Below are 23,319 nucleotides of genomic sequence, written 5' to 3'. Positions count from 1 at the left end.
CTAGCTATAGTATATTTTACAGTAAAATACTCTTTCTATAAGCATTTGCATAGTCATTCTTTTCCCAAGTACTACAGATATTCTATCTTACAGTTAAGACCTGCTAGTTTCGTTTCGATGTTTTCATAACCTCTTCTAATCTGCCAAGCATTTTCAATTGTTGTGACTCCTTCTGTTAACATACCTGCAAGTAATAATGCAACTCCTGCTCTTAAATCTAATGCTTTTACTGCCGCACTTTTCAATTCCGCACCACCGTTTATCACTAACATGTCTCCATCTACTTTGTACTGAACACCCATTTTATTAAGTTCATTAGCATATCCATACCTACCTGGAAACCTTAGATCTACTATTTTTGATTCACCTTGTGAACATGCACCATATATTGCAAAAAGAGGTTGCATATCAGAGTTTATACCAGGATAGGGTCCAGTACTTATTTCTATAGGGTACGGCACGCCACCTCTTACTATTATAGAATCACCTCCTCTATAGTATTTCATCCCACTCTCCCTCAAGAATGCTAATGGCACCTCTAAGTGCTCAAATGGGAAATTCAAAATCTCTACATCACCATTTGTTACTACTGAGCCAATAGCCCAAGTTAATGCCTCAACACTATCTGGTATTACCTCATGTTTAACTCCTTTCAGCTTTTCCACTCCTTGTATTTCAATACACTTCTGCCCATACACCTTGATTTTAGCTCCCATTTTATTAAGCATCCCAATTAGGTCTAATATTTCAGGTCTTATGTGAGGGTTCCATATTATTGTAGTACCTTTTGATAATGTTCCTATAATAATACCATTTTCAGTCGCACCCGTAGATCTTAGTGGTAAGTAAATATTATTCCCTATCAACCTCCCTTCGGATCTTGCACATATATAGCCATCTTCCTCCCATACTTTTGCGCCAAGTTGCTCTAACACCATTACATGTAAATCAAACTTTCGGTCACCTAATTTACATCCACCAGGTAAAGGTACTTTACCAAAACCTAGGCGCGTAGTAAGAGCTCCAAGAATTAACAATGTATTCCTGATAGATCTTTCGTCCCAGATTAATTCTGTTAATAATTGATTATCGTTCTCTTTTATTATAACATAATCATTTTTAATATTATAACTCTTCCCAAGATGCTTTAGCATCTGAAGGTGAATTTCTACATCTAGAAGGTTGTTGGGAAAGTTGTAGAGTTCTACCGGCTCATCTGTAAGCAGGGAAGCAGCAATAAGCTTCAAAGCACTATTCTTAGCTCCACTTACTTTAACTGTTCCTTGTAATACAGTTTTGCTAACTTTAAGCACATCATCCATTTTGTATTTCTCTAATTGCTTATTTAAATTTTTTATTAATTTATTTTATATTACTTAGTATCAGCAACTCTTTCAACATTACTATTTTCACATTTTTCATACAAAATTGTGCTTTTGTTTTTAAATAAATTTTAAAGCTCAAACACATTTGACTCTACTTAAATAATACATCTGCTGTATTTCATAATTTAGAATTAAAGTACATGCCTAATGATATTAATTCTTTACCTCTGCAAGCCCATTAATAATATTGAGATATCAAGTTGACAGGCTTTAAAAGTATAGAGACTTTTATCTCCACTACAATTCACATTGGGGCAGATACAATAAATACCTAGACGAGATATGCATCTTCTACTGCATGTTCCTTTACCATCAGCTACACTGCCTCATGCACTACCTGTGCCTAATGCACAATAAAAAAAGGTATGATAATAGATTCTTTGATAATAACTCTCTTAGTGCCCCAACAAGGAGAATTCATCAAGCTAATCTAATTATATTGAACTCCCTTATATTTATTTAATCATCTAGTTGAGTTCCTGTACCATAAAAAAGCTTTAAATAGCCCTTCTAACACAGAGACTTTTGGAGCATATCCAATAATTTTATTCGCTTTGCTAATATCAGCTAAGCTATGTCGTACGTCTCCTTTGCGTTCTTCCCTGGATTTAGGAGCTAGCTTTATTCCTGCAATTTCTGTTATGCTATTCCACAACTGGTTAAGCGTAGTTCTTTCACCAAATGCTACATTCAGCACCTCATGCTTATCAACTCCAGGAGCTAGCATAGCTTTTACATTGGCCTGGACTGCATTTTCCACAAAAGTAAAGTCTCTACTTGCTTCCCCATCACCATTGATATAAGGAGCCTGATTTTGAAGAGCTGCCTCTATAAATAAAGGAATTACTGCAGCATAAGGTCCTTGAGGATTTTGTTTCGGGCCAAACACGTTAAAGTAACGCAGACCAACTGTATGAAAATCGTAAATCTTTGAAAAAACGCTTGCATAAAGCTCGTTCACATACTTTGTGACTGCATATGGGGATAATGGATTACCTATTTTATCCTCCACTTTGGGCAAATCCGGATGATCACCATAGGTACTTGAGCTGGCGGCGTATACCATACGCGTTACTCCTGCATCTCGAGCAGCTACTAACATATTTAGGAAACCACTTATGTTGACATCATTGCTGGTAATAGGGTCATTTATAGAGCGCGGCACCGAACCTAGTGCAGCCTGATGAGAGACATAATCAATTTCTTCTAATGCTTTTCTGCAGGTTTCCAGGTCCCTGATGTCACCTTCCAGCAATTCAAATGCAGGGTTGTATTTGAATTCAATGATATTTGCATGTGAGCCAGTGGAGAAATTATCTAGTACCCTTACTTTTTTAGCTCCATATTTAAGAAGGTATTCTACTATGTTGGAGCCTATAAAACCAGCACCACCTGTAATGAGGAAGCTAAACTGGCTGAGGTCTTCTGTATGATATTTTGTTTCGTACACTTGTTGTACTTAGTTTAAGTGAAAAGAGTGATTTTAACCCACCCCTACCCCTCCCAAGAGGGGATTTATCGCAATATGACTAAAGACGTGCGTCGGAGAGTTCTTTGGGGAGCACTCCTTTTACGTCGTAGATTACTGCATTCTGTTTGCAGAGCCTATTTAGGTCAAGTTTTTTAAACTCATTATGAGATACGGCCAGGATGATGGCGTCAAAAGTTTTTTCAGAATTTAGTTCTGTTACAGAGTTCCAGTCATACTCATGTTTGACTTCTGCTGGCTTTGCCCAAGGATCATATATTGTGATGTCGGTACTGTAGTCTTTAAGGGTGTAGAGGATATCTACAACTTTGGTGTTCCGTACATCAGGACAGTTCTCTTTGAAGGTTATCCCCAGAACCAGGATTTGTGCACCTTTAACAGGAATCTCTTTCTTTACCATCAGTTTCACTACCTCATGCGCTACATACTCACCCATACCATCATTTAAACGGCGACCTGCAAGTATAATTTCCGGATGGTAGCCGACTTCCTGCGCTTTTTGCGCCAGGTAGTACGGGTCTACTCCAATACAATGTCCTCCAACAAGCCCGGGCTTAAAGTTCAGGAAGTTCCATTTGGTACCAGCCGCTTGTAATACTTCATCTGTATCAATACCCAGCCGATTGAATATTTTAGCCAGTTCATTTACAAAGGCAATATTGATATCCCGCTGTGCATTTTCGATTACTTTGGCTGCCTCCGCTACTTTTATACTCGTGGCTTTATGTGTACCAGCAGTGATCACCGAATTATATAGCTGATCTACTTTCTCAGCCGCTTCTGGGGTAGATCCCGAGGTAATTTTGAGAATTTTTGCTACCGTATGTTCCTTATCACCTGGGTTGATACGCTCCGGTGAATAGCCTGCAAAGAAATCTTTGTTAAATTTAAGTCCAGATACTTTTTCAAGTACAGGTACGCATTCCTCCTCTGTAACACCAGGGTATACAGTAGATTCATAAACTACGATGTCTCCTGCTTTTAGCACTTTGCCCACTGTTTCGCTGGCTTTGTAAAGTGGGGTTAAGTCAGGTCGGTTGTATTTATCTACAGGGGTTGGAACTGTTACAATAAAGAAATTACATTCCTGTATTTTTTGAAGCTCATTGGTGCAGAACAGCCCTGTTGTACTTGTACAGTCACTAGTCAGTACTGCTTTCAAATTCTCTTCGTCAACTTCCAGTGTAAAGTCCTGCCCCTCGTTTAACTCACTTACCCGCTGCGCGTTAATATCAAAGCCGAAGGTTTTATACTTTTTAGCAAATTCAACGGCAAGGGGAAGACCTACGTAGCCTAGACCAATTACGGCAATTTTTGCTTCCTTCAATTCGGCTGTTATTGACATGTGGTGTTTATTTATATTAATCGTTTTGTAACTACTTCTTTAAAATATTCTTCTTAAATGAAAAGACACTTAGTACTTAAATTTAAGTTTATTTTTGTGGTTTGATATAGGTGAAACCCACCCCTAACCCCTCCGAGGAGGGGAATTTCACTTGTGCTATAATTCCCCTGCTACTATACCTCAAGCTATAAACATCCCGTAACCTGTCAATGATTAAAACTTGAAGTAGGGCAATGTTTAATACTCTTTAAGCATTCACACGCTTTTTCAAGCTCTTCCGCCAACCTTGCTTTTCATCATCTCCGTAGCCATAGCCGTAGCCATAGCCATAGCCATGGCTATTCCCTTTTTTAGCATCGTTTAGCACGATCATCGGGTGCTTTAGCTTCTTGCTACGGTAAATGTCATCTATGATAGCCAACTGCGATTTGCTGGTATAGTTATAGCGCACCAGGTAAATGCTGGAGTCGATGTAAGGTGCTAAGGCAAATGCATCTGCTACCTGGCCTACCGGGGCAGTATCAATCACTACATGATCGAACACCTCTTTTAATTGCTCAATCAAAACCCCAATTTTAGGTAGCATCATTAATTCACCCGGATTCGGAGGAATTGGTCCTACACCGATCACATACAAATTCGGATGTTCCGGTACTTTCTGTACAATATCTTCAATACCTACCTGATCAGAAATCAGGTAATTCGTAATACCCATGTCATTCGGAAGGTTTAGGCCTTGTGTAAGTTTTGGCTTCCGAAGATCGAAACCAATGATAACTACTTTTTTTCCGGTGAGCATCAGGCTGGCTGCCAGGTTGATGCTAAAGAAGGTTTTTCCTTCTCCGGTCATGCTTGATGTTATTAATATGACTTTATTCTCTTTCCCTATGGTAGCGAATTGGAGGTTAGATCTGATCAGGCGGAACTGTTCAGCGACAGGAGTTCTGCTGTCTTTTTTCACGATAACAGTTTCAAATGTATCGCTGTGGTTCAGTTCACCCAGAATAGGGGTCGCTGTTTTTTTCTCTACATCTTTTACCAATTGAACTTTATCGTTTAACAGGTCGGCTACTGTAATGCCAGCAAAAGGCACAGCCAGACCCACCAGTAAAGCAATCAGGTAAACCATTTGTGGTTTTGGGTCTACCGGCATATCACCTTTCGTAGCCGGATCAATTACCCGGGAGTTGGAAACTGTAGCTGCCAGAGATATAGCAGCTTCTTCCCGCTTCTGTAAAAGATATAAGTAAAGTTCTGATTTAATGCCTTGCTGCCTTCCAATTACCTGCATTTCCCGTTCCAGGGTAGGCGCCTGCTGTACTTTTGATCTGAACTGAGAAGCGCTTGCCTGTAAATTATTGCGGGAAATGGTTAATCCTCTTCGAACATTTCGAAGATTCTCTAAAATATTTTCCTGCAGGTTCGCCAACTGCACGTTTATATTTTTTACCAACGGGCTCTCCGGCTTTGCAGTCTGTAACAGGCGCTGACGTTCTAACTGCAACTGGTTAAAGTTAGCTATAAGCCCACCTAAGGTAGGGTCGCTGATACTCAGGCTGGTTGGAATCAGGTCAACCGGTTTTTCCTCTTTTGTGATGTAAGATTCAATTGACTCCAGGATATCGATCTGGATGGCCAGATCAGCTAACTGCTTTCGGTATGCTTCCGTATTAGACAAGGCCAGGTTAGCCGCTGTGCTCACATCTACTAACTCATTCTCCTTTTTATACTGCTCTACATCCTTCTCTACGGCTGTTAGCTCCTCTGTCAGGTACTTTAATCTTTCGTCGATAAACTGAATCGTGCTGGTAGCCAGTCTCTTCTTGTCTTCAACGCCTCCCGCTATGTATACCTCTGTTAACTTATTAATAATATCTTCTGCTTTTTCCGGCACAGCATCCACTAAGCTTAATACCAGAACACTAGCGCTTTTATTATACGGTGCTATTGCGAGTGCTTGATTATAGTATTCGGCCCTTTTCCTGATATCCTGGAATAAAACTGTGATTGTTTTACCCGCTACAACTTTTCCGGGCACCGTTAACACTGTAAAGCTACCGTATGGCTTATTAATCTGCTTGCCAAACTGGTATGTTGCTGAGCCAGCCTCATCTTCCAGTTCGAAAATGTTTTTATCTTTTACATGTATGGTAAACGTTTTTCTGAGTGCTGCAGAATCCAAATTACTGGCGATTACCTTTATCGGCCTATTCTCTCCATACAGTTCAATGGATTTAACACGGCCGTCAACAAAATACCTTGTATTAAGCGAAAGTTCAGTCAATACCCGTTGCATAAGGGTACTGGATTTGAGAACGATAATTTCATTCTCCATACTCTTGCTATTCTGGAGCAATGCAAGATCACTAAACAGCACATTAGCACCCTGCTGGTCATCCTTCACCAGCAAAGTACTGCTGACACTATACAATGGGGTAGCATAGCGGAGGTACAGGTAGGCAATCGCCAAACTAAGCACCACACCCAACACAAACAAGTACCAGTAGCGCAGGTATTTTGCTAGAACACCTTTTATATCAATTGATTCCGACTCGGAATCCTGAAAATCTAACTCTGACATGTATGTTTTCTCCTGAGAGTGAAATATTATTTAAAAAGAGAATACACGAAGAAGGCCGTTGACACTAACCCAACGGCAAAGCCCCAGTTCCTGCGGATTAAACTGGTTCCGGCTATTTTCGCCTTATCCGGCTCAACATACACCACATCGTTTTGCTTCAGGTAAAAATAGGGTGAGCTGAACACCTCCCTGTTATTCAGGTTAAGTCGTGCCATCGTTCTCACACCATCCACATGGCGTATTACCAACACATTTTCCCTTTTGCCATAAATGGTCATATCGCCCACCATACCCATTGCTTCCAGTATCGTAACGCTTTCTTTATCGGTAGGCACGGTTATAACGGAAGGCCCATTTACTTCTCCAAGCACTGTAAACCGAAAGTTTGCCTGCCGTACTTTCACGATGGGATTCTCGACGTACGTATTCAAGTCTGCTTTTATCTGCTGCATGGCCTGCTCCTTGGTGAGACCAGCAAGTTTTATTTTGCCCAGCACCGGAAATTCAATAAAACCTTCTTTATCTACCAGGTACCCTTCATTTGTGTCACCAGAGCTCTGCCTCTGCATACTACTCCCCTCGCCAGTCATAATCACTCCCTGGTTAAAGAGCATGTTCGATTTTTGATCCAGGCTCATCACTGTTATAGTTAGTAAATCCCCGGTCTTAATCACTGGCTCACCCATGTCGGCAACCTGCTCGGTAAGCAACTGCTCTTGCGGTAAATTGCTAAAGTAGACTATGTCCCTTGGTTTAAGAGAAGCACAGGAGGAGAGAAGAAGTATAATACCCAGCAGGTATTGAGCTTTTAGTTTCATGTTAATCAAGGTGATAAAATGCCGCAGCGGCTTAAGCCAGCTGCATACATTTTTCAAAATTACTAAAAAATGTTTGAACAAACGGTTCGGATACAATAAAATCACTGTGGGAGGCAAAAATAGGTTGTTAGGTGATGGTTAGGTGATGGTTATGAGGTAGGAAAGATGATGAAAATTGCAGCGAGCCCACCAAACCCGTCCCCCGATACAAGTTCGGGATCCAAGACTTAAAAGTCACAGCCACTGGACTTGCTCGCAGGTGTAATCATCCCCCTACCCCCTTCAAAGGGGGACTTGCTGGTCCATAGCAAAGTCTGTGGCTATCAAACCTTATCCCAGTCCTTGGGTTGAGCGCCTTAGCGGGTTCCGGTGCTGCGATAGCAGCATTGCAAAGCGCAAGCGAGCAAAGGAAGGCGGTACAGCGCGATGCCCGAGGACGAGCCCTCGCGGGCTAGAGCGCACCAAAGTCAGAAATGATACAAAACAGCAAGTAAGACTGAGGATGAAAGAATTCTAGTATAGATAGCAAAAGGCAATTTCAAGTATTCAAGACACTCACAGGTCATAAAGACCCTGTGAGATCAGAAATTAATTCCGCACTGCAATCATCAACCCCAACTCCTTATAGCGCATCCCAAACTTTTTGGCAACATGTGAATTCGTAAGGCTGCCTTTGTAAATGTATACGCCACTGCGGTAGTGCTCATTCATGAAAAGGACTTCATTGATGCCTCCATACTTTGAGAACTCATTAAAGATGGGCATGAAGATATTACTTAATGCCTGGGTAGCGGTGCGGGGCACGCGGGAGGCGATGTTGGGCACGCAGTAATGGATGATGTCGTACTTGCGGTAGATGGGGCGTGAGTGCGAGGTGGTCTCGGAGGTCTCAAAGCAGCCCCCCTGGTCTATGCAGACGTCGATGATGATGGAGCCGGGGTTCATCTGGGCCACCACGCCCTCCTCCACCATACAGGGCATCTGGCCTTCGTCGGAAACCAGCGCGCCAATCACCACGTCGGCCTGCTTGATCTCCGGGTACAGCACGGCTTTGTCAAGGGTGGAGGTAAAGATCTGGGAGCCGATGTTATGCTTTAGCCTGCGAAGCTTGTAAATGTGGTTGTCGAACACCTTCACCTCGGCACCCAGGCCAAGGGCGGCCCGGGCGGCATACTCCGCCACGGTGCCTGCTCCAAGTATAACCACTTTGCTGGGCGGTACACCGGTAATTCCCCCTAATATTACCCCTTTGCCATCACTGCTGCTGCTCAGGTACTCTGCCGCGATCAGCATAACGGTGCTGCCCGCAATTTCGCTCATGGCTCTTACCACAGGCTTTGCATCGGATTTATCACGGAGCAATTCAAACGACATGGCGTTTATCTTCTTACGAAGCAATGCATTGATATAATCTGCTGTCAGGTTACCAAAGTGAAGGGCAGAGATCAGGGTTTGCCCCGGACGCAGGTATTCTATCTCGTCGTAGGTAGGAGGTGCTATTTTAAGTATGATGTCAGCCTCGTATACTTCTTCAGTAGAGTAAACAATTTTGGCACCGGCCTCAGAATATTCATTGTCGGAATACTTGGACGGACTACCGGCCCCTGCCTCGATGCGGATGCGGTGACCATGATCGGTGAGTTGCTTGACTGCGTCCGGAGTCAGACCGATCCTGTTTTCCTGGAACGACGACTCCTTCGGAATACCAATAGAAAGGCTTCGGCGGCGCTCTTCCACAGTCATCATCGACTCTTTCGGGTAGAGAGCGGGACTGGTAGCCAGTTTCCCCAGATCAAGAGCAATTTTTTCCGCCATACTATAACTGGTTAATGGTCATGGTGCGCACTCCGCCTTCGGCATCAGGTTGCAACGTTATAAGCAAATAATGCTCTGGAAGCAGATTTGGTATCATAGAAGGCCACTCGATCAGGCACAGCTTGCCTGAATCAAAATACTCCAATGCTCCTATATCCAATGCTTCGCGCTCATTATTTATTCTATAAAAGTCAAAATGGTAAATTAGTTTCCCATCTGCCCCTTCGTACTCGTTCACAAGCGAAAAGGTCGGGCTGCTCACATTCTCCTTCACCCCCAGCTGCCGGCAAACCTCTTTTATTAAAGTCGTTTTACCAGCACCCATTGGCCCCTCAAAAAGTATGATGGGCTCATTTTTAGCCTCCTCTATAAGCACAGAAGCCGCCGCTGGCAGATCAGCCAACGACGACATCGTAATTTGTGCTCTTTCTACTCCTATACTATGCATTTTTAGGTGTAAGCGTTATAAACGGTATAATAACCTCCTCCAACGAGACACCCCCATGCTGGAAAGTGTCTTTGTAATAATTAACATAGTAATTATAGTTGTTGGGATATGCAAAAAAGTAATCCTCAATTGCAAATACAAACGTAGTAGAAACATTGGCTTTTGGCAAGAAAAATCGTTCCGGCTTCCTCACTGTAAATACATCTTTGTCGGTGTAGCCCAGATTTTTACCGTGCTTATAGCGCAGGTTTGTGTTCGTATTCCTATCGCCGATAATTTTAAAAGGCCTTTTCACGCGAATAGTACCGTGATCGGTGGTAATGATCAGCTTCCCCTTCTTATCAGCGATCGCTTTCAGGGTATCGAAAAGCGGCGAGTGCAGGAACCACGATTTGGTAATGGAGCGGTAAGCCGACTCGTCAGGAGCCAGTTCGCGCACCATATTACTATCGGTTCGGGCATGGGACAGCATGTCCACAAAGTTATAGACGATCACGTTTAGTTTGTTGTTATCCAGGTTACTAAACTTGTTCAGCAGGTCGCGCCCCGCCTGCACGTTTGTGATTTTATGATAGCTGTGTTTATCTGTTACCCTATTTTGCTGAAACTGAATATCCAGGAAATCCGATTCATGCAGGTTCTTTCCTTCGTCCTCATCATCATACACCCACATATTCGGGTACTTTTTCGCAATTTCGGTTGGCAGCATACCCGAGAATATAGCGTTACGGGCATAGGCCGTGGTTGTAGGAAGTATGGAGTAGAACATTTCTTCCGAATCTACTGTGAAATACTCAGAGATCAGCGGCTCCAGCACCTTCCACTGGTCGTAACGTAAATTGTCGATCAATACAAAGTATACAGGCCGTTCTGTTTCCTTCATGATCGGGAACACCCGCTCCTTGAACAACTGGTGCGACATCAGCGGCGCATCGTCACTCTCTTTGTTGATCCAGTCCTCATAATTGTCCATGATAAACTTAGCGAAGTTTGAGTTTGCCTCATCCTTCTGCATGTTGATCACGTCAGCCATACTTTTGTTTTCCGTCTCGTCTATCTCCAGTTCCCAGAAAACAAGCTTTTTATATATATCGGCCCACTCCTGCTGGCTCAGGCGTTCTCCAAAAGCCATTCCCAGCTGTCTGAAATCGCGCTGGTAGCTCATGTTGGTCTTTTCAGACACCAGGCGCTTGTTCTCCAGCGTCTTTTTAACTGAAAGCAATATCTGGTTCGGGTTGAGCGGCTTGATAAGGTAATCTGAAATTTTGGAGCCTATAGCTTCCTCCATAATATGCTCTTCTTCGCTCTTTGTGATCATGATCACAGGTACAGAAGGGCGCATGGATTTCAACTCATTCAGTGTTTCCAGGCCGCTGATCCCTGGCATATTCTCATCAAGGAATACGATATCGAAACTCTTCTCCTTAAACTCTTCAATAGCGTCTGTTCCACTGTTTACGGGCGTAATATCGTAGCCGCGATCTTCCAGAAACAGAATGTGTGGCTTGAGAAGATCGATCTCGTCATCAGCCCATAAAATATTATATCTTTGCATAGTTTTATCTGAATGTATTTTGTTGCTAGTTTAAATACTAATTGGCGCGAGTCGCAGATCCCGAAGCATTTCGGGGCGTCCTCGCTCGTGTCTGTTATAGTTTGGGCCTCTGGCCCGGCTTAATTTAATGTAAAGTCTTCATTCCCGGAGGAACTAGACATGCACTCAGGTACAGAAATCATTCTTCTTACGTACAGAGGGCCGGAGGCCCCGCTAAAGTACGTCACGAACGAGGACGCTCGCGCCATAGGAGATTATTAACTGTACAACAATAAAACCATCAAACCTAAATCTCTGGTTCTAATGAACAAGAAAAAAATATTCAACGACCCTGTTTACGGCTTTATCACCGTCCCTACCGATCTTATTTTTGATATAATCGATCACCCGTATTTTCAGCGATTGCGTCGGATAAAGCAACTTGGCCTCACGGAAATGGTTTACCCTGGTGCTTTGCATACGCGCTTTCATCATGCATTGGGTGCGATGCACCTGATGAATACGGCTTTAAATACGCTAAAAAGTAAAAATAACGAAATTTCTGATAACGAATTTCAGGCTTCTCTAATTGCCATCCTATTGCACGATATTGGTCATGGGCCATTTTCGCATGCCCTTGAGACCGCCATTTTCAAGAATGTGCACCACGAACACCTCTCGCTCCATATCATGCACCTGCTTAACGAACAATTCGATGGCAGATTGAGTTTAGCCATAGATATATTTACAGATAACTACGAGCGTAAGTTTTTCCACCAGCTAGTTTCCAGTCAATTAGACGTAGACCGCCTTGACTACCTGAACCGTGATAGCTTTTACACAGGCGTGTACGAGGGTAAGATTGGCGCTGATCGCATCATTAAAATGCTTGATGTGGCCAACGACAAGCTGGTTGTAGAAGAAAAAGGTATCTATAGCATAGAAAATTTCCTGGTAAGTCGCCGGCTGATGTACTGGCAGGTATACCTGCATAAAACGGTGATCAGCGCCGAAAACATGGTCCTACGTGTTGTGCAGCGTGCCCGGCAGCTGGTACAGCAAGGAATTGATGTTCCGGCAAGCCCTTGCCTCAAGTTTTTTCTGACTACGGACCTTACTATGCAGGATTTTCAGCAGGACAGTACTATTCTGGAGCGCTTTGTAAGCCTGGACGACCACGACGTATGGGGCGGAATCAAATTATGGGCATCTCATTCTGATAAGATCCTTTCCTTTCTGGCAAACAGTATCCTGAACCGTAAACTATTCAAAGTTGTCATTTCTAACAAACCCATCGATGAGGAGCTGCTGCTAGGCATACATGAACTGGTGCAGGATAAATTCAAAGTATCTGAGGAAGACATTAAGTACCTGATGATCTCCGGCAATATTGGCAACAACGCTTATGATGTAGAGGGCCAAACCATAGATATGCTCACCAAATCCGGCTATGTAATAGACGTTGCAGAGGCCTCAGACCTACCCAACATCAGGGCTTTGAGTTATAAAGTGGAGAAGTATTACGTGTGTTATCCGAAGGAAGCGGCGCATTAGTTATCTCAGAATCAGGATTTACAGGATGAATGTGTAGACAGGACTTTTGTAGATGCCGGCTACAGCACCTGGTCCAACCACCCCTACCCCTCCTTAACTAAGGAGGGGAGCTTTACCTCACCCCTTGCCCCTCCTAATAACAGGAGAGAGTACTACATAAGCTCTGTCATCAGTTTGCATGCCCCCTTGCCCCTCCGAGGAGGGGATCATAATTGTTCTATTGCAGAGGCAGCAGCTATCGAACCTGATCCCAGTCCTTGGGTGGGGGTAGGGGCCCTCGTATAAAGAGCGCCTTGTGAGATTCCGGTGCCGCCTAAGCGGCATTGCGACCGAAGGGTAGCAAAGGAAGGGAACACAGCGCGATACCCGAGATAGTTTACCCCGAAGAATTTCGGGGAGCCCTCGCGGGCTAGAGCGCACCAAAGCTTGAGATGAAACAGGTTATCATGAAAGACCGAGAATAAAAGGCAGTTAGAAAGGATAGCAGGATCATCAAAAGTTCAGATTAGATCTCTCCTAAAGTATAGATGACAAAATAGATAATAAAAACTCTAGCTACTGAGATATCAGAAACTATAGCAAGCAAATAAAACTTAAATGGGCTAGAGACCCCTCTATAAACAATCACGAAAGAGAAAGCCATTTAGCAGCAATCAGGTAAAATTTTATAAATAGAAATCTCCCTTAAATGAAAAACTCAAAAGGAGGTAAAATACTTTTTTGTTAAGTTTGCATCCCCAAAGCATTAGCACTTTTAAGTTTTTGCTATAATTTTACAAAATGGAATTTACTGTTCAACAGATAGCTGACTTGCTGCAGGGCACGGTAGAAGGAGACAACACAGTCAAGGTCAGCACATTAGCCAAAATTGAGGAAGCCAAAACTGGTGCCCTTGCTTTTTTATCAAATCTTAAATACGAACCATTTTTATACTCTACAGGTGCAAGTGCAGTTATAGTGGCTAACAGCTTAGAGCTGAAAAAGCCTGTTGCGGCAGCACTTATTCGCGTAGAAGACCCCTATTCAAGCTTTTCCACCTTACTCCAGTATTACCAGACTGCTTTAATCGCTTCTAAAACTGGCGTTGAAGACCCTTGTTTTATTGGGCAGGGCAGCCATATCGGAGATAACCACTACAGGGGAGCTTTTTCTTATATCGGAGCAAATTGTAAGATCGGTGAGAACGTACGTATTTTCCCGCAGGTATTCATTGGTGATAATGTAACCATCGGCGACAATACGACCATCTTTGCCGGGGTAAAACTCTATACCAACACAGTTGTAGGCAGTAACTGCACCATTCACAGTGGTGCAGTATTAGGCAGCGATGGCTTTGGCTGGGCTCCTCAGCCAGACGGCACTTATAAAGCTGTCCCACAAATTGGCAATGTTGTGCTGGAGGATGATATTTCTATTGGCGCCAATACAACCATTGACTGTGCCACCATGGGTTCTACGATCATCCGCAAAGGCTCTAAAATCGACAACCTGGTACAAATCGCTCATAATGTAGAGATTGGCATGCACACAGTTGTGGCTTCACAGTCTGGCATTTCAGGCTCTTCCAAGATCGGTAACAATTGTGTGATTGCTGGGCAGGTAGGCATCGTGGGGCACATCTCGATTGCTGACAATACAACAGTGGGTGCACAGTCAGGTGTTTCTAAATCTGTGAAAGAGAAGGGCACTATCATACAAGGCTCACCGGCATTTGATTACAAGCAGAACTTACGTGCCATGACTGTCTTCAGAAAGCTACCAGAGTTGCAGCGCGAACTGGAAATGTTGAAAGAGCGCGTTTAGCCTAAGCTAACTGCAATTATATCGCTCCCAGAAATTAAATTGGCAAGGCCGTTAAGAATATCTTAAGTTTGCAGCGGTAAAGCGCAACTGCTAAGCTGCTTACTTATAGCCAGCAAATACAATACACGACTATTAATACGTGAATGAACGATAAACAGCATACTATCAAGGCTCCGGTTACTGTATCCGGCATAGGATTGCATACAGGTGTAGTATCCAACATGACGTTTAGGCCTGCACCCATAAATCATGGGTATAAGTTTAAGCGAATTGATTTACCCGGACAGCCTATTGTAAACGCTGATGTTGACAATGTAGTTGACCTGTCCAGAGGTACTACGCTAGAACAAAATGGCGCTAAGGTGCATACCGTTGAGCATACACTGGCCGCATTGGTAGGTTTACAGATAGACAACGTTCTAATTGAGCTGGACGGGCCTGAGCCTCCCATCATGGATGGCTCTTCCATCGAGTTTGTAAAACCATTGATGGAAGTTGGCCTGGATGAGCAAAATGCGCTGCGCAACTATTTTGAGATATCTAAAGGGCTCAGTTATAAAGATGAAAGCCGTGGCGTAGAGATTGCAGGATTGCCATTGGACGATTACCGTCTGACAGCGATGGTTGATTACAACTCCCCTATCCTTGGCAGCCAGCATGCTTCTCTTACTAGCTTTGACCAGTTTGTGAGCGAAATAGCCCCTTGCCGTACGTTTGTTTTCTTACACGAACTGGAAGCGCTTTACAAGCAGAACCTTATTAAAGGGGGTGACCTGGATAACGCTATCGTGATCGTGGACCGCGTGGTGCAGGACGAAGAGCTCAACCATCTATCTGACTTGCTACAGAAGCCAAAAGTAGAAGTTAAAGAAGAGGGTATCCTGAATAATACAGAGCTTAGGTTCAAAAACGAGCCTGCTCGCCATAAATTGCTTGACCTGATAGGCGACCTGGCACTTATTGGCCGTCCGATTAAAGGACAGATACTTGCTGCGCGCCCCGGACATGCGGCAAACATTGCCTTCGCCAGAAAGGTGAAGAAAATGATCTATGAGGCTTCTATTAAGAGCGTTCCTACTTACGATCCTAAAAAGAAGCCGGTAATGGATATCAACCAGATATCGGCTACTTTACCGCACCGCTACCCGTTCCTGTTAATCGATAAGATCATACATTTAGACGAAACCACGGTTACAGGCGTTAAGAACATAACCATGAACGAGCCTTTCTTCCAGGGTCATTTTCCGGGCAACCCCGTGCTGCCAGGCGTGATTCAGATCGAAGCAATGGCTCAGACTGGTGGTATACTTGTGTTAAACACAGTAGAAAATCCGGACGATTACTGGACTTATTTCCTGGGCATAGATAAATGTCGCTTTAAACGTAAAGTCATTCCTGGGGACACAATTATTTTCAAGTGTGAACTGCTGGCTCCTATCAAACGTGGAATTGCCAAAATGAGCGGTCAGGCTTTCGTAGCCGGCCAACTGGTAATGGAAGCTGAAATGTCGGCAAGCATTGTAAAAAAAGACGCATGAACCAGCCATTAGCATACATCCACCCAGAGGCAAAGATCGCGCAAAACGTTGTTGTAGAACCATTTGCCAGCATTCATAAGAATGTTGAAATTGGCGAAGGTACCTGGATCGGCCCCAATGCCGTGATCATGGAAGGTGCCCGTATTGGCAAGAACTGCAAGATCTTCCCTGGAGCAGTTGTTTCATCGGTACCTCAGGACCTGAAATTTGCCGGCGAAGTTACCACTACCCACATCGGAGATAATACCGTTGTGAGAGAATGCGTAACCATTAGCCGCGGCACAATTGATAAAATGAAAACCGTGATCGGCAGCAATTGCCTTATCATGGCCTATGCCCATGTGGCGCATGACTGTGTTGTTGGCGACAACTGCATTATTGGAAATGCTGTACAGATGGCCGGACACGTAGAAGTTGGTGATTTTGCCATTATCAGCGCTGCCAGTTTAGTGCACCAGTTTGCGAAAGTCGGAGTACATACGATGGTTTCAGGCGGATCTTTAATATTAAAAGATGTTCCTCCATTTGTAAAAGCCGGACGCGAACCTCTTTCTTATGCTGGCATTAACTCTATTGGTTTACGCCGCAGAGGCTTTACCAGCGACCAGATAAACGAAATTCAGCAGATATACCGCATCATGTTCATGAGCGGCCTGAACAATACACAGGCCCTGGACAAGATCGAACTGGAACTGCCTCCTAGCAAGGAACGCGACGAAATAGTTAATTTCCTTCGTAATTCAGGGCGAGGTATTATCAGGAGCTATTTTTCTAAGGATGCAAATTAACCTAAGTAATTTAGGTAAACGCTATAATTACGAGTGGATTTTCCGGAACCTGACCTATACTTTTGAGTCAGGCACTTCATATGCTGTTTTAGGGCATAATGGATCCGGGAAATCCACTCTTCTTACGATCGTAGCTGGCCATAACCTTTACAGCGAAGGAGAGATTCTTTATACGGAGGACAATAAAACAATCGCCCCGGATGAAGCTTACCGCTACCTCTCCCTGACGGCACCCTATTTGGAATTGGTGGAAGAGTTCACGCTACTGGAAATGATTGATTTCCATACACGCTTCAAACCGCTGCGGAACAATTTGCCTAATTCGGATTTAATTGAAAGGATGGGTTTACAGCGCTCCAGAAACAAGTATGTGAAAGACTTCTCTTCCGGTATGAAACAGCGTCTGAAGCTTGGTCTTGCTATCTATTCCGATACTCCTCTTTTATTACTTGATGAACCTACCACTAACCTGGATCAGGAAGGTGTTGCATGGTACCAGGAGCATGTTGACCAAAATAAAACAGGTCGTCTAGTTATTGTAGGATCCAACATCGAACACGAATACGCTTTCTGCGAACATCACCTCCGTATTTCAGATTATCACACCACACCACGGAAGTAATTCCCTAGCTGTTTGTTATTTGTAAGGTGTAAGGAGCAAGAGCTCGTCACAATATATTGCCAAGCCTCTAGCCACTCTTTTGCCAGACTCAGGATTTGTAGGATTGGTGGATTAATAGTATTTCCGCGTCTGGAAGCCTAGTCTGCTACTGCTGTGGTTCAGGTAGTAGCGCTATTGCCTTTGCGGTTGGAGTGAACCCACCCCTAGCCCCTCCGAGGGGGGGGAAAACTGCAGATATAATTATCCTCCTCCCCCACCAAAGGGGACTCTTTCATTAATTTTTCATTTTCTTCATTAGCCAATCCTAAAGCAGAGGCTTTGGCTATCGAAAAGATTCCAGTCCTTGGGTTGAGCGCCTTGTGCATGTTGCGGTGCCCGCAGGGCAGCCGGAGCAGCGCGGAGGCAGCTTCAGGCACACAGTGCGATGCCCGAGGACGTGCCCTCGCGGGCAAGAGCGCACCAATGCATGAGATGGAAAAGGACAAACCTAAGACTGAGGATGCAGCCGCAGCTAATAAGGATAGCAGGAACTTCAAAAGGTCTGTAAAGATCTATCTCACGTCGAAATGACAAAAGAAAGGAATGGCAACAGTTCAGAAAAAACGGAATGGAGACATGCCTGGAGCAGGAACTCCGAAAAACAATCATTGGTGTTCACAACATAAAATCCCCCTTCAACAATTCAGCACCTAAAAATTACCATTTTACACCTACTCTGCCTAACTTTGTATTACACATAAATCATACTATGGGACGCGCATTTGAATTTAGAAAAGCCCGAAAGTTTAAACGCTGGGATAAAATGTCGAAGGCCTTCACTCGCCTGGGCAAAGAAATAGTAATGGCCGTTAAAGAAGGTGGCCCAAGCCCTGACACAAACTCGCGTTTACGTACAGCTATACAAAACGCCAAAGGTGTAAACATGCCTAAAGACCGCATTGAGGCGGCCATAAAAAGAGCATCATCCAAAGAAGAAAAGGATTATGAAGAAGTAGTATACGAAGGTTATGCACCACACGGGATTGCAGTGGTAGCCGAGTGTGCTACAGATAACCTGAACAGAACTGTTGCAAACGTGCGTATGCACTTTTCAAAAGGCGGTGGTTCGCTAGGCAAAACAGGTTCCCTGGATTTTATGTTCGAACGGAAAGGTATTTTCAAGATTCCTGCCGAAGGAACTGACCTGGAGGAACTGGAACTTGAGCTGATTGACTTTGGTGCACAGGATATTTATGAGCATGAAGATGAAATCATCATTGAAACTGCTTTTACCGACTTTGGAACAATGCAAAAAGGTCTGGAAGACAAAGGCCTGAATGTGATCAGTTCAGAAGTACAGCGCATCCCAACTACCCGAACAGAATTGACAGAGGAGCAGGAAGAGGAAGTAATGAACCTCATAGAGCGTTTGGAAGAGGATGACGATGTGCAGGCTGTGTACCATAACATGGCTTAATGTTTTAAGTATACACATACGTATGGCTGCTCAGTGAGACATTGGGCAGCCTTTTTTTATCACCCCACTGTACCCAACATGCTTTTATACATCCTGTTTGTAGTTGGCTTTGTTTTCCTGATCAAAGGAGCTGATCTTCTTGTAAGTGGTTCTTCCTCAATAGCTAAACGCTACGGCATCTCAGATATGGTGGTAGGCCTGACCATCGTTTCATTTGGCACTTCCTTACCTGAACTGGTCATTAACATCCTGTCAAGTATAAATGGGCAATCAGAATTAGCCATTGGCAACGTGTTTGGCAGCAATGTGGCAAACTTGCTGCTAATACTAGGGGTTACTGCCCTGATATGTCCTTTACCAATCAGAAGAAACACAATCCTTACAGAGATCCCATTCTCACTTATAGCCACACTTCTTGTTGGCTTCCTGGCAAATGCAACTGTCTTCGGACAAAAAACGGACCTGTACATCAGCCGCGTAGACGGAGGGATACTACTTTTCTTCTTCGTTTTATTTATGGCATACATTTACAACATCACCAAAACAAACAAAGACGAGGTGGCTGATGATGCAAACCATGCCATCATGCCTGTACAAAAGTCAGTGTTGTACATTTTGCTTGGCGCAACTGGCTTATTCCTGGGTGGTAAATGGGTTGTTGACGGGGCTATTTACATGGGTGAGTCGCTGGGCTTAAGTGAATCTTTTATTGGCTTAACCGTAGTTGCAATCGGTACGTCGCTGCCGGAGCTCATTACTTCTGCTACAGCCGCCTATCGCCGAAACATAGATATTGCCGTGGGCAATGTAGTTGGCTCCAATATATTTAACCTGCTCTGGATATTGGGGGTAAGCGCTGTGATAAGGCCGTTGCCATTTGACCTCATCAACAATTCAGATATCGTTATGATGATCTTTGCCAGCACACTTCTTATTCTGGCCATGCCTATTGGCAGAAAAAACACTATAGACAGATTCAACGGCACTATTTTCCTGCTTATTTACTTCGCCTACATCACTTACCTTATCATTAGGGGGTAGCGTTAAAACCTGAGTATAAAATCCGTTAAGTTCTCACTCCTGTCAAGGTCAAGGCGTTTGCGTAAACGGTATCGGCTAATTTCAACCCCGCGTACGGATATACTCAAAAGCTGCGCAATCTCTTTGGTAGTTAGGTTTAGCCGGAGGTAAGTGCTTAACTTGATTTCCTGTGGTGTCATATCCGGGTATTTATCCTGCAGGCGCTTTGTGAAATCTCCATGCACATAGTTAAAGTGCAGCTCAAACTGTTTCCAGTCTGCGTCGCTTGTCACGTTGTGTTCAATGTTTTTGATGATCCGCTTTACCTCCTCACTATGTTGCTGCAACTCACCCTGCTTCACAATAGACTGTAACTCCAGCTTCACATTATTGAGTAGCTCATTCTTGTTTAGCAGGTGAAAGGTAGACGAAGCCAGTTCCCGGTTCATGTGCTCAATTTCAGACTGCTGTTTTTCATGCTTTAGCAACATGATCTGCTCTTCACTTTGCTTCGCAGCTTCCTGCACTTCTGTTTCCTTTTCGCTCAGAAGCCGCTCTTTATCTTCTAAGATCAATAGCTTTTCACGCTTGAACTTCTTCTCAAAATAATGAAAAACAGTACCCAGCATAAATAAGCCAGATATAATATAAAAAATGAAGGCTACCTTACTCCTGTAAAATGGAGGATCAACGGCAAATGCAAAACTCTTCGCTTCACTTATATTGCCATGTATGTTACGGGCCTTTACATGAAACACGTACTCCCCTTCCGGTAAATTAGTGTATTCCTTTTCTGTTTTAGTTGTCCAGCCAGACCAGGCTTCATCGAAATTCTCCAGGTAGTACTGGTAATTTGTCTTTTCTGGGCGTTCATAAAATGAGCTGGAATAAGTAAACCTGAGGGAATTAAGGTTATAAGGCAATTCTACTTTGTCGGCATCCGGAAAAGCCCTGTCCGATAGCAACAGAGAATCCTTATCTAAGGAAGTATTTATAACTTTTGTGATGTGCGTGTTAAATGGATAAAGGTTCTTAACCTTTGCGGCATCAAAGTGAATGAATCCATCTTTAGCGCCGAATAACACGTTGTCAATGTCTAATATCTTAATGTAAGGCAAGTCATCATTCAAGCGATCACTGATATTACTAAACTGCTTACTTTCTATTTTAGGCTCACCAAACTTATTCAAGCTAAGCTTGCCGACCCGTTTATCAGAAATAAAGTAAATGTTGCCCTGTACATCTTCCTCCATTTCTACCAGGTGCTCATCCGGCATAAAATAAGAAGAAAAGATGCTGTCCTTTACAAATACATCTTTGTTGTAATCAAAACGGTAGATACCAGTCAGGGCAGGAAAATAGAGTTTACCCTGCAACCGCTCCAGGTTAACGAGTTGGTCTGAAGGAAATCCATTCTTGGAGTTATAGAACCACACTTTCCTGATCGCACTAAAATCTGGCTCAAACCTTACCCTGAAAACACCTTTATAACCATGGGCTATCCAAAGGTTACCTCGGTCATCAAAATCCATGACACGCGAGGACTCTTCAAACCCTTTGAACTTTCGTACCAATTTAAAGGTGCCACCTTCATATTTTAGTAAACTTATGCCGTCGTAGGAACCAAGTATAAACAGATCCTGCTTACCTGGTACTTGTATATAATCCCAGGACCCGTTACCAGTCGCTATTTTAGAGGCGCGGCCATTCTCAACCACATATGGCCCGGTGTGATGCCCCATCAGAATCTTATCCTGATAAGTACGTAGTTTGTATACCTGCCCCGTAGAGTTTGTAACAGCCTGATATTTTTCATTACTGGCCGGATCTGCAACGAACAGGCTGCTGGTAGTACCCAGGTATAAATTATTGTTTAACCGTAGTGCTGCGTAACCAGCCCCGGACACACCTTTAGAACCATCTATCCTGCTGAAAGGGGAACTGAGTTCAACCAGAGAGAGCCCATTATTAAGCCCAAGCCATAAGTTTTGATGCACATCCTGGTACAGCGTATGTATGGTGTTATCGAATAAGCCGTCTGCTTTTGTTAAGTGCAACAACAGTTCTCCCTGCTTGTTCATGATATACAAACCATCATTCTGCGTTCCGATAGCGTAGCTACCGTCTTTCAAAAGCACAGCCTGATTAATTACCAGGTGCTGCAAGATGGGAGCATCTACTAAATCGATCAATACAGGTTTGTGGCCATTATAAAGGTAAATACCTTCCTGCACCGTAAAAATAAGCAGGTTCGTCTGATCGAGAGGAAGTATGGAGGCAATACGGGTTTGGGAAAATTTCTCACCGCCTGGCAGCAGCCTTAGCTTATCACCTTCCAGCTGCGACAGCCCAACACCCCATTCCATTGTGTATAGCCTGTTTCTTACTTTAAATGAGAGCTCCAGCGGGTTAGCGGGTGCTATAACCTTTACTTTTTTGCCCGGTTTGTAGATGTAGATATTCTTGAAGGTGGCAAAGTATATGGTCCCTTCTATGTCGTAGATGCGCCAGACCTCATCAAAGTTCCGGTGTTCTGCCGGTATCAGTGCCTTTAGAGAAGCGTATTGCAGGTTACCTAATTTATCCGGCTCATAATAACCAAAATCAGCCTGGCTACCCACATAAATTCTGCCTTGCAGGTTAGATGTATAAAGTGACCTTACTTTAGTGCCGTTATTTACCGCGAATTTGCTCCATTCGGCTCCATCAAACTCAAGCAAGCCAAAATTATTTGCAACATAAATAACCTCGCGCGCATCTTGTGCAATACCCCAGCTTTGGATACCTCCTTTAAAATCTTCGGTACTATAATTTTTTATAAATGGATTACCCCAATAGCGGGATTGTCCCTGAACCGACACTATAGGCAAGAGAAGTATGAAAACTATAGCATTTAACCCCTGTAGTAAAGAAAATCTCATAATTCACTAACTTAGAACATAAAGCTAAATAAAATCCGGTTGATGTATTCAATTTATAATAAAAACTTAACCCTTTAAATTCAAAAACCGCCTTTATAGCAAAATAAAAAGCATTTCAACTGTTTTGATGTATTCTTGTTGTATATCTTTATAAGTCTTGATGTATTCATGATGTACCTGTTTCTTAGTTATTACAAACCAA

16 protein-coding genes are annotated in these 23,319 nt (G+C 43.5%); 7 read left to right on the top strand and 9 right to left on the bottom strand.

Annotated features, from left to right (window positions below; all coding sequences use genetic code 11):
* Positions 1-71 precede the first annotated feature (71 nt).
* The 8 genes from ACSX1A_RS01010 to ACSX1A_RS00975 all read right to left on the bottom strand — a co-directional run bounded on the left by ACSX1A_RS01010 (position 72) and on the right by ACSX1A_RS00975 (position 11,436).
* Positions 72-1,322 carry a UDP-N-acetylglucosamine 1-carboxyvinyltransferase gene (locus tag ACSX1A_RS01010; RefSeq protein WP_439881740.1) on the bottom strand — a complete coding sequence of 417 codons (1,251 nt, stop codon included), beginning with the start codon at positions 1,320-1,322 and terminating at the stop codon, positions 72-74.
* Positions 1,323-1,848: 526 nt separating this feature from the next.
* Positions 1,849-2,835 carry an SDR family oxidoreductase gene (locus ACSX1A_RS01005; protein WP_439881739.1) on the bottom strand — a complete coding sequence of 329 codons (987 nt, stop codon included), beginning with the start codon at positions 2,833-2,835 and terminating at the stop codon, positions 1,849-1,851.
* 79 nt (positions 2,836-2,914) lie between these two features.
* Positions 2,915-4,219, bottom strand: coding sequence for a Vi polysaccharide biosynthesis UDP-N-acetylglucosamine C-6 dehydrogenase TviB (tviB, locus tag ACSX1A_RS01000; protein WP_439881738.1), 1,305 nt, complete (start codon positions 4,217-4,219; stop codon positions 2,915-2,917).
* 247 nt (positions 4,220-4,466) lie between these two features.
* Positions 4,467-6,800, bottom strand: coding sequence for a GumC family protein (locus tag ACSX1A_RS00995; protein ID WP_439881737.1), 2,334 nt, complete (start codon positions 6,798-6,800; stop codon positions 4,467-4,469).
* 26 nt (positions 6,801-6,826) lie between these two features.
* Positions 6,827-7,618, bottom strand: a complete 792-nt coding sequence (locus tag ACSX1A_RS00990) for a polysaccharide biosynthesis/export family protein (RefSeq protein WP_439881736.1) — start codon at positions 7,616-7,618, stop codon at positions 6,827-6,829.
* A gap of 588 nt (positions 7,619-8,206) precedes the next feature.
* On the bottom strand, positions 8,207-9,433 hold the full coding sequence (locus ACSX1A_RS00985) for an alanine dehydrogenase (protein ID WP_439881735.1): 1,227 nt from the start codon (positions 9,431-9,433) through the stop codon (positions 8,207-8,209).
* A 1-nt stretch (position 9,434) separates the two neighbouring features.
* Positions 9,435-9,881 (bottom strand): tRNA (adenosine(37)-N6)-threonylcarbamoyltransferase complex ATPase subunit type 1 TsaE, encoded by a 447-nt coding sequence (gene tsaE, locus ACSX1A_RS00980; RefSeq protein ID WP_439881734.1) that lies wholly within the window; start codon positions 9,879-9,881, stop codon positions 9,435-9,437.
* Entirely contained in the window at positions 9,874-11,436 is a 1,563-nt protein-coding gene (locus ACSX1A_RS00975; RefSeq protein WP_439881733.1) for a response regulator, read from the bottom strand. Before ACSX1A_RS00975 ends, tsaE begins: the two co-directional genes overlap by 8 nt.
* Positions 11,437-11,739: 303 nt before the next feature.
* Here ACSX1A_RS00975 and ACSX1A_RS00970 point away from each other — a divergent pair, with 303 nt between their 5' ends.
* From ACSX1A_RS00970 to ACSX1A_RS00940, 7 genes are all read left to right on the top strand, one after another.
* Positions 11,740-12,969 carry an HD domain-containing protein gene (locus ACSX1A_RS00970; RefSeq protein WP_439881732.1) on the top strand — a complete coding sequence of 410 codons (1,230 nt, stop codon included), beginning with the start codon at positions 11,740-11,742 and terminating at the stop codon, positions 12,967-12,969.
* Between the two features lie 780 nt (positions 12,970-13,749).
* The gene (gene lpxD, locus ACSX1A_RS00965; protein WP_439881731.1) at positions 13,750-14,772 is read left to right on the top strand and encodes a UDP-3-O-(3-hydroxymyristoyl)glucosamine N-acyltransferase; all 1,023 of its coding nucleotides are present in this window, start codon (positions 13,750-13,752) and stop codon (positions 14,770-14,772) included.
* A 143-nt stretch (positions 14,773-14,915) separates the two neighbouring features.
* Positions 14,916-16,310 carry a bifunctional UDP-3-O-[3-hydroxymyristoyl] N-acetylglucosamine deacetylase/3-hydroxyacyl-ACP dehydratase gene (locus ACSX1A_RS00960; RefSeq protein WP_439881730.1) on the top strand — a complete coding sequence of 465 codons (1,395 nt, stop codon included), beginning with the start codon at positions 14,916-14,918 and terminating at the stop codon, positions 16,308-16,310.
* Positions 16,307-17,098 (top strand): acyl-ACP--UDP-N-acetylglucosamine O-acyltransferase, encoded by a 792-nt coding sequence (gene lpxA / locus ACSX1A_RS00955; RefSeq protein ID WP_439881729.1) that lies wholly within the window; start codon positions 16,307-16,309, stop codon positions 17,096-17,098. Before ACSX1A_RS00960 ends, lpxA begins: the two co-directional genes overlap by 4 nt.
* Positions 17,088-17,720 (top strand): ABC transporter ATP-binding protein, encoded by a 633-nt coding sequence (locus ACSX1A_RS00950; RefSeq protein WP_439881728.1) that lies wholly within the window; start codon positions 17,088-17,090, stop codon positions 17,718-17,720. Before lpxA ends, ACSX1A_RS00950 begins: the two co-directional genes overlap by 11 nt.
* A gap of 748 nt (positions 17,721-18,468) precedes the next feature.
* Positions 18,469-19,176, top strand: coding sequence for a YebC/PmpR family DNA-binding transcriptional regulator (locus ACSX1A_RS00945; protein WP_439883576.1), 708 nt, complete (start codon positions 18,469-18,471; stop codon positions 19,174-19,176).
* Between the two features lie 78 nt (positions 19,177-19,254).
* Complete coding sequence (locus tag ACSX1A_RS00940; RefSeq protein WP_439881727.1) at positions 19,255-20,217, top strand: calcium/sodium antiporter; 963 nt, start codon at positions 19,255-19,257, stop codon at positions 20,215-20,217.
* 2 nt (positions 20,218-20,219) lie between these two features.
* Here the strand turns inward: ACSX1A_RS00940 and ACSX1A_RS00935 are convergent, their stop codons facing one another.
* Positions 20,220-23,117, bottom strand: coding sequence for a ligand-binding sensor domain-containing protein (locus ACSX1A_RS00935; RefSeq protein WP_439881726.1), 2,898 nt, complete (start codon positions 23,115-23,117; stop codon positions 20,220-20,222).
* Positions 23,118-23,319 lie beyond the last annotated feature (202 nt).

Origin of the sequence: Pontibacter sp. MBLB2868, assembly GCF_051904785.1 — a bacterium.
In the GTDB taxonomy this organism is placed as follows: domain Bacteria; phylum Bacteroidota; class Bacteroidia; order Cytophagales; family Hymenobacteraceae; genus Pontibacter.
The sequence above is the reverse complement of the archived record's forward strand: the minus strand, read 5'-3'. Positions and strand labels throughout refer to the sequence as shown.

Coding starts and splice junctions, on each gene's coding strand:
- ACSX1A_RS01010 (WP_439881740.1), bottom strand. CDS start 1,322: ATGGATGATGTGCTTAAAGTTAGCAAAACTGTATTACAAGGAACAGTT.
- tviB (WP_439881738.1), bottom strand. CDS start 4,219: ATGTCAATAACAGCCGAATTGAAGGAAGCAAAAATTGCCGTAATTGGT.
- ACSX1A_RS00995 (WP_439881737.1), bottom strand. CDS start 6,800: ATGTCAGAGTTAGATTTTCAGGATTCCGAGTCGGAATCAATTGATATA.
- ACSX1A_RS00990 (WP_439881736.1), bottom strand. CDS start 7,618: ATGAAACTAAAAGCTCAATACCTGCTGGGTATTATACTTCTTCTCTCC.
- ACSX1A_RS00985 (WP_439881735.1), bottom strand. CDS start 9,433: ATGGCGGAAAAAATTGCTCTTGATCTGGGGAAACTGGCTACCAGTCCC.
- tsaE (WP_439881734.1), bottom strand. CDS start 9,881: ATGCATAGTATAGGAGTAGAAAGAGCACAAATTACGATGTCGTCGTTG.
- ACSX1A_RS00975 (WP_439881733.1), bottom strand. CDS start 11,436: ATGCAAAGATATAATATTTTATGGGCTGATGACGAGATCGATCTTCTC.
- ACSX1A_RS00970 (WP_439881732.1), top strand. CDS start 11,740: ATGAACAAGAAAAAAATATTCAACGACCCTGTTTACGGCTTTATCACC.
- lpxD (WP_439881731.1), top strand. CDS start 13,750: ATGGAATTTACTGTTCAACAGATAGCTGACTTGCTGCAGGGCACGGTA.
- ACSX1A_RS00960 (WP_439881730.1), top strand. CDS start 14,916: ATGAACGATAAACAGCATACTATCAAGGCTCCGGTTACTGTATCCGGC.
- lpxA (WP_439881729.1), top strand. CDS start 16,307: ATGAACCAGCCATTAGCATACATCCACCCAGAGGCAAAGATCGCGCAA.
- ACSX1A_RS00950 (WP_439881728.1), top strand. CDS start 17,088: ATGCAAATTAACCTAAGTAATTTAGGTAAACGCTATAATTACGAGTGG.
- ACSX1A_RS00945 (WP_439883576.1), top strand. CDS start 18,469: ATGGGACGCGCATTTGAATTTAGAAAAGCCCGAAAGTTTAAACGCTGG.
- ACSX1A_RS00940 (WP_439881727.1), top strand. CDS start 19,255: ATGCTTTTATACATCCTGTTTGTAGTTGGCTTTGTTTTCCTGATCAAA.
- ACSX1A_RS00935 (WP_439881726.1), bottom strand. CDS start 23,117: ATGAGATTTTCTTTACTACAGGGGTTAAATGCTATAGTTTTCATACTT.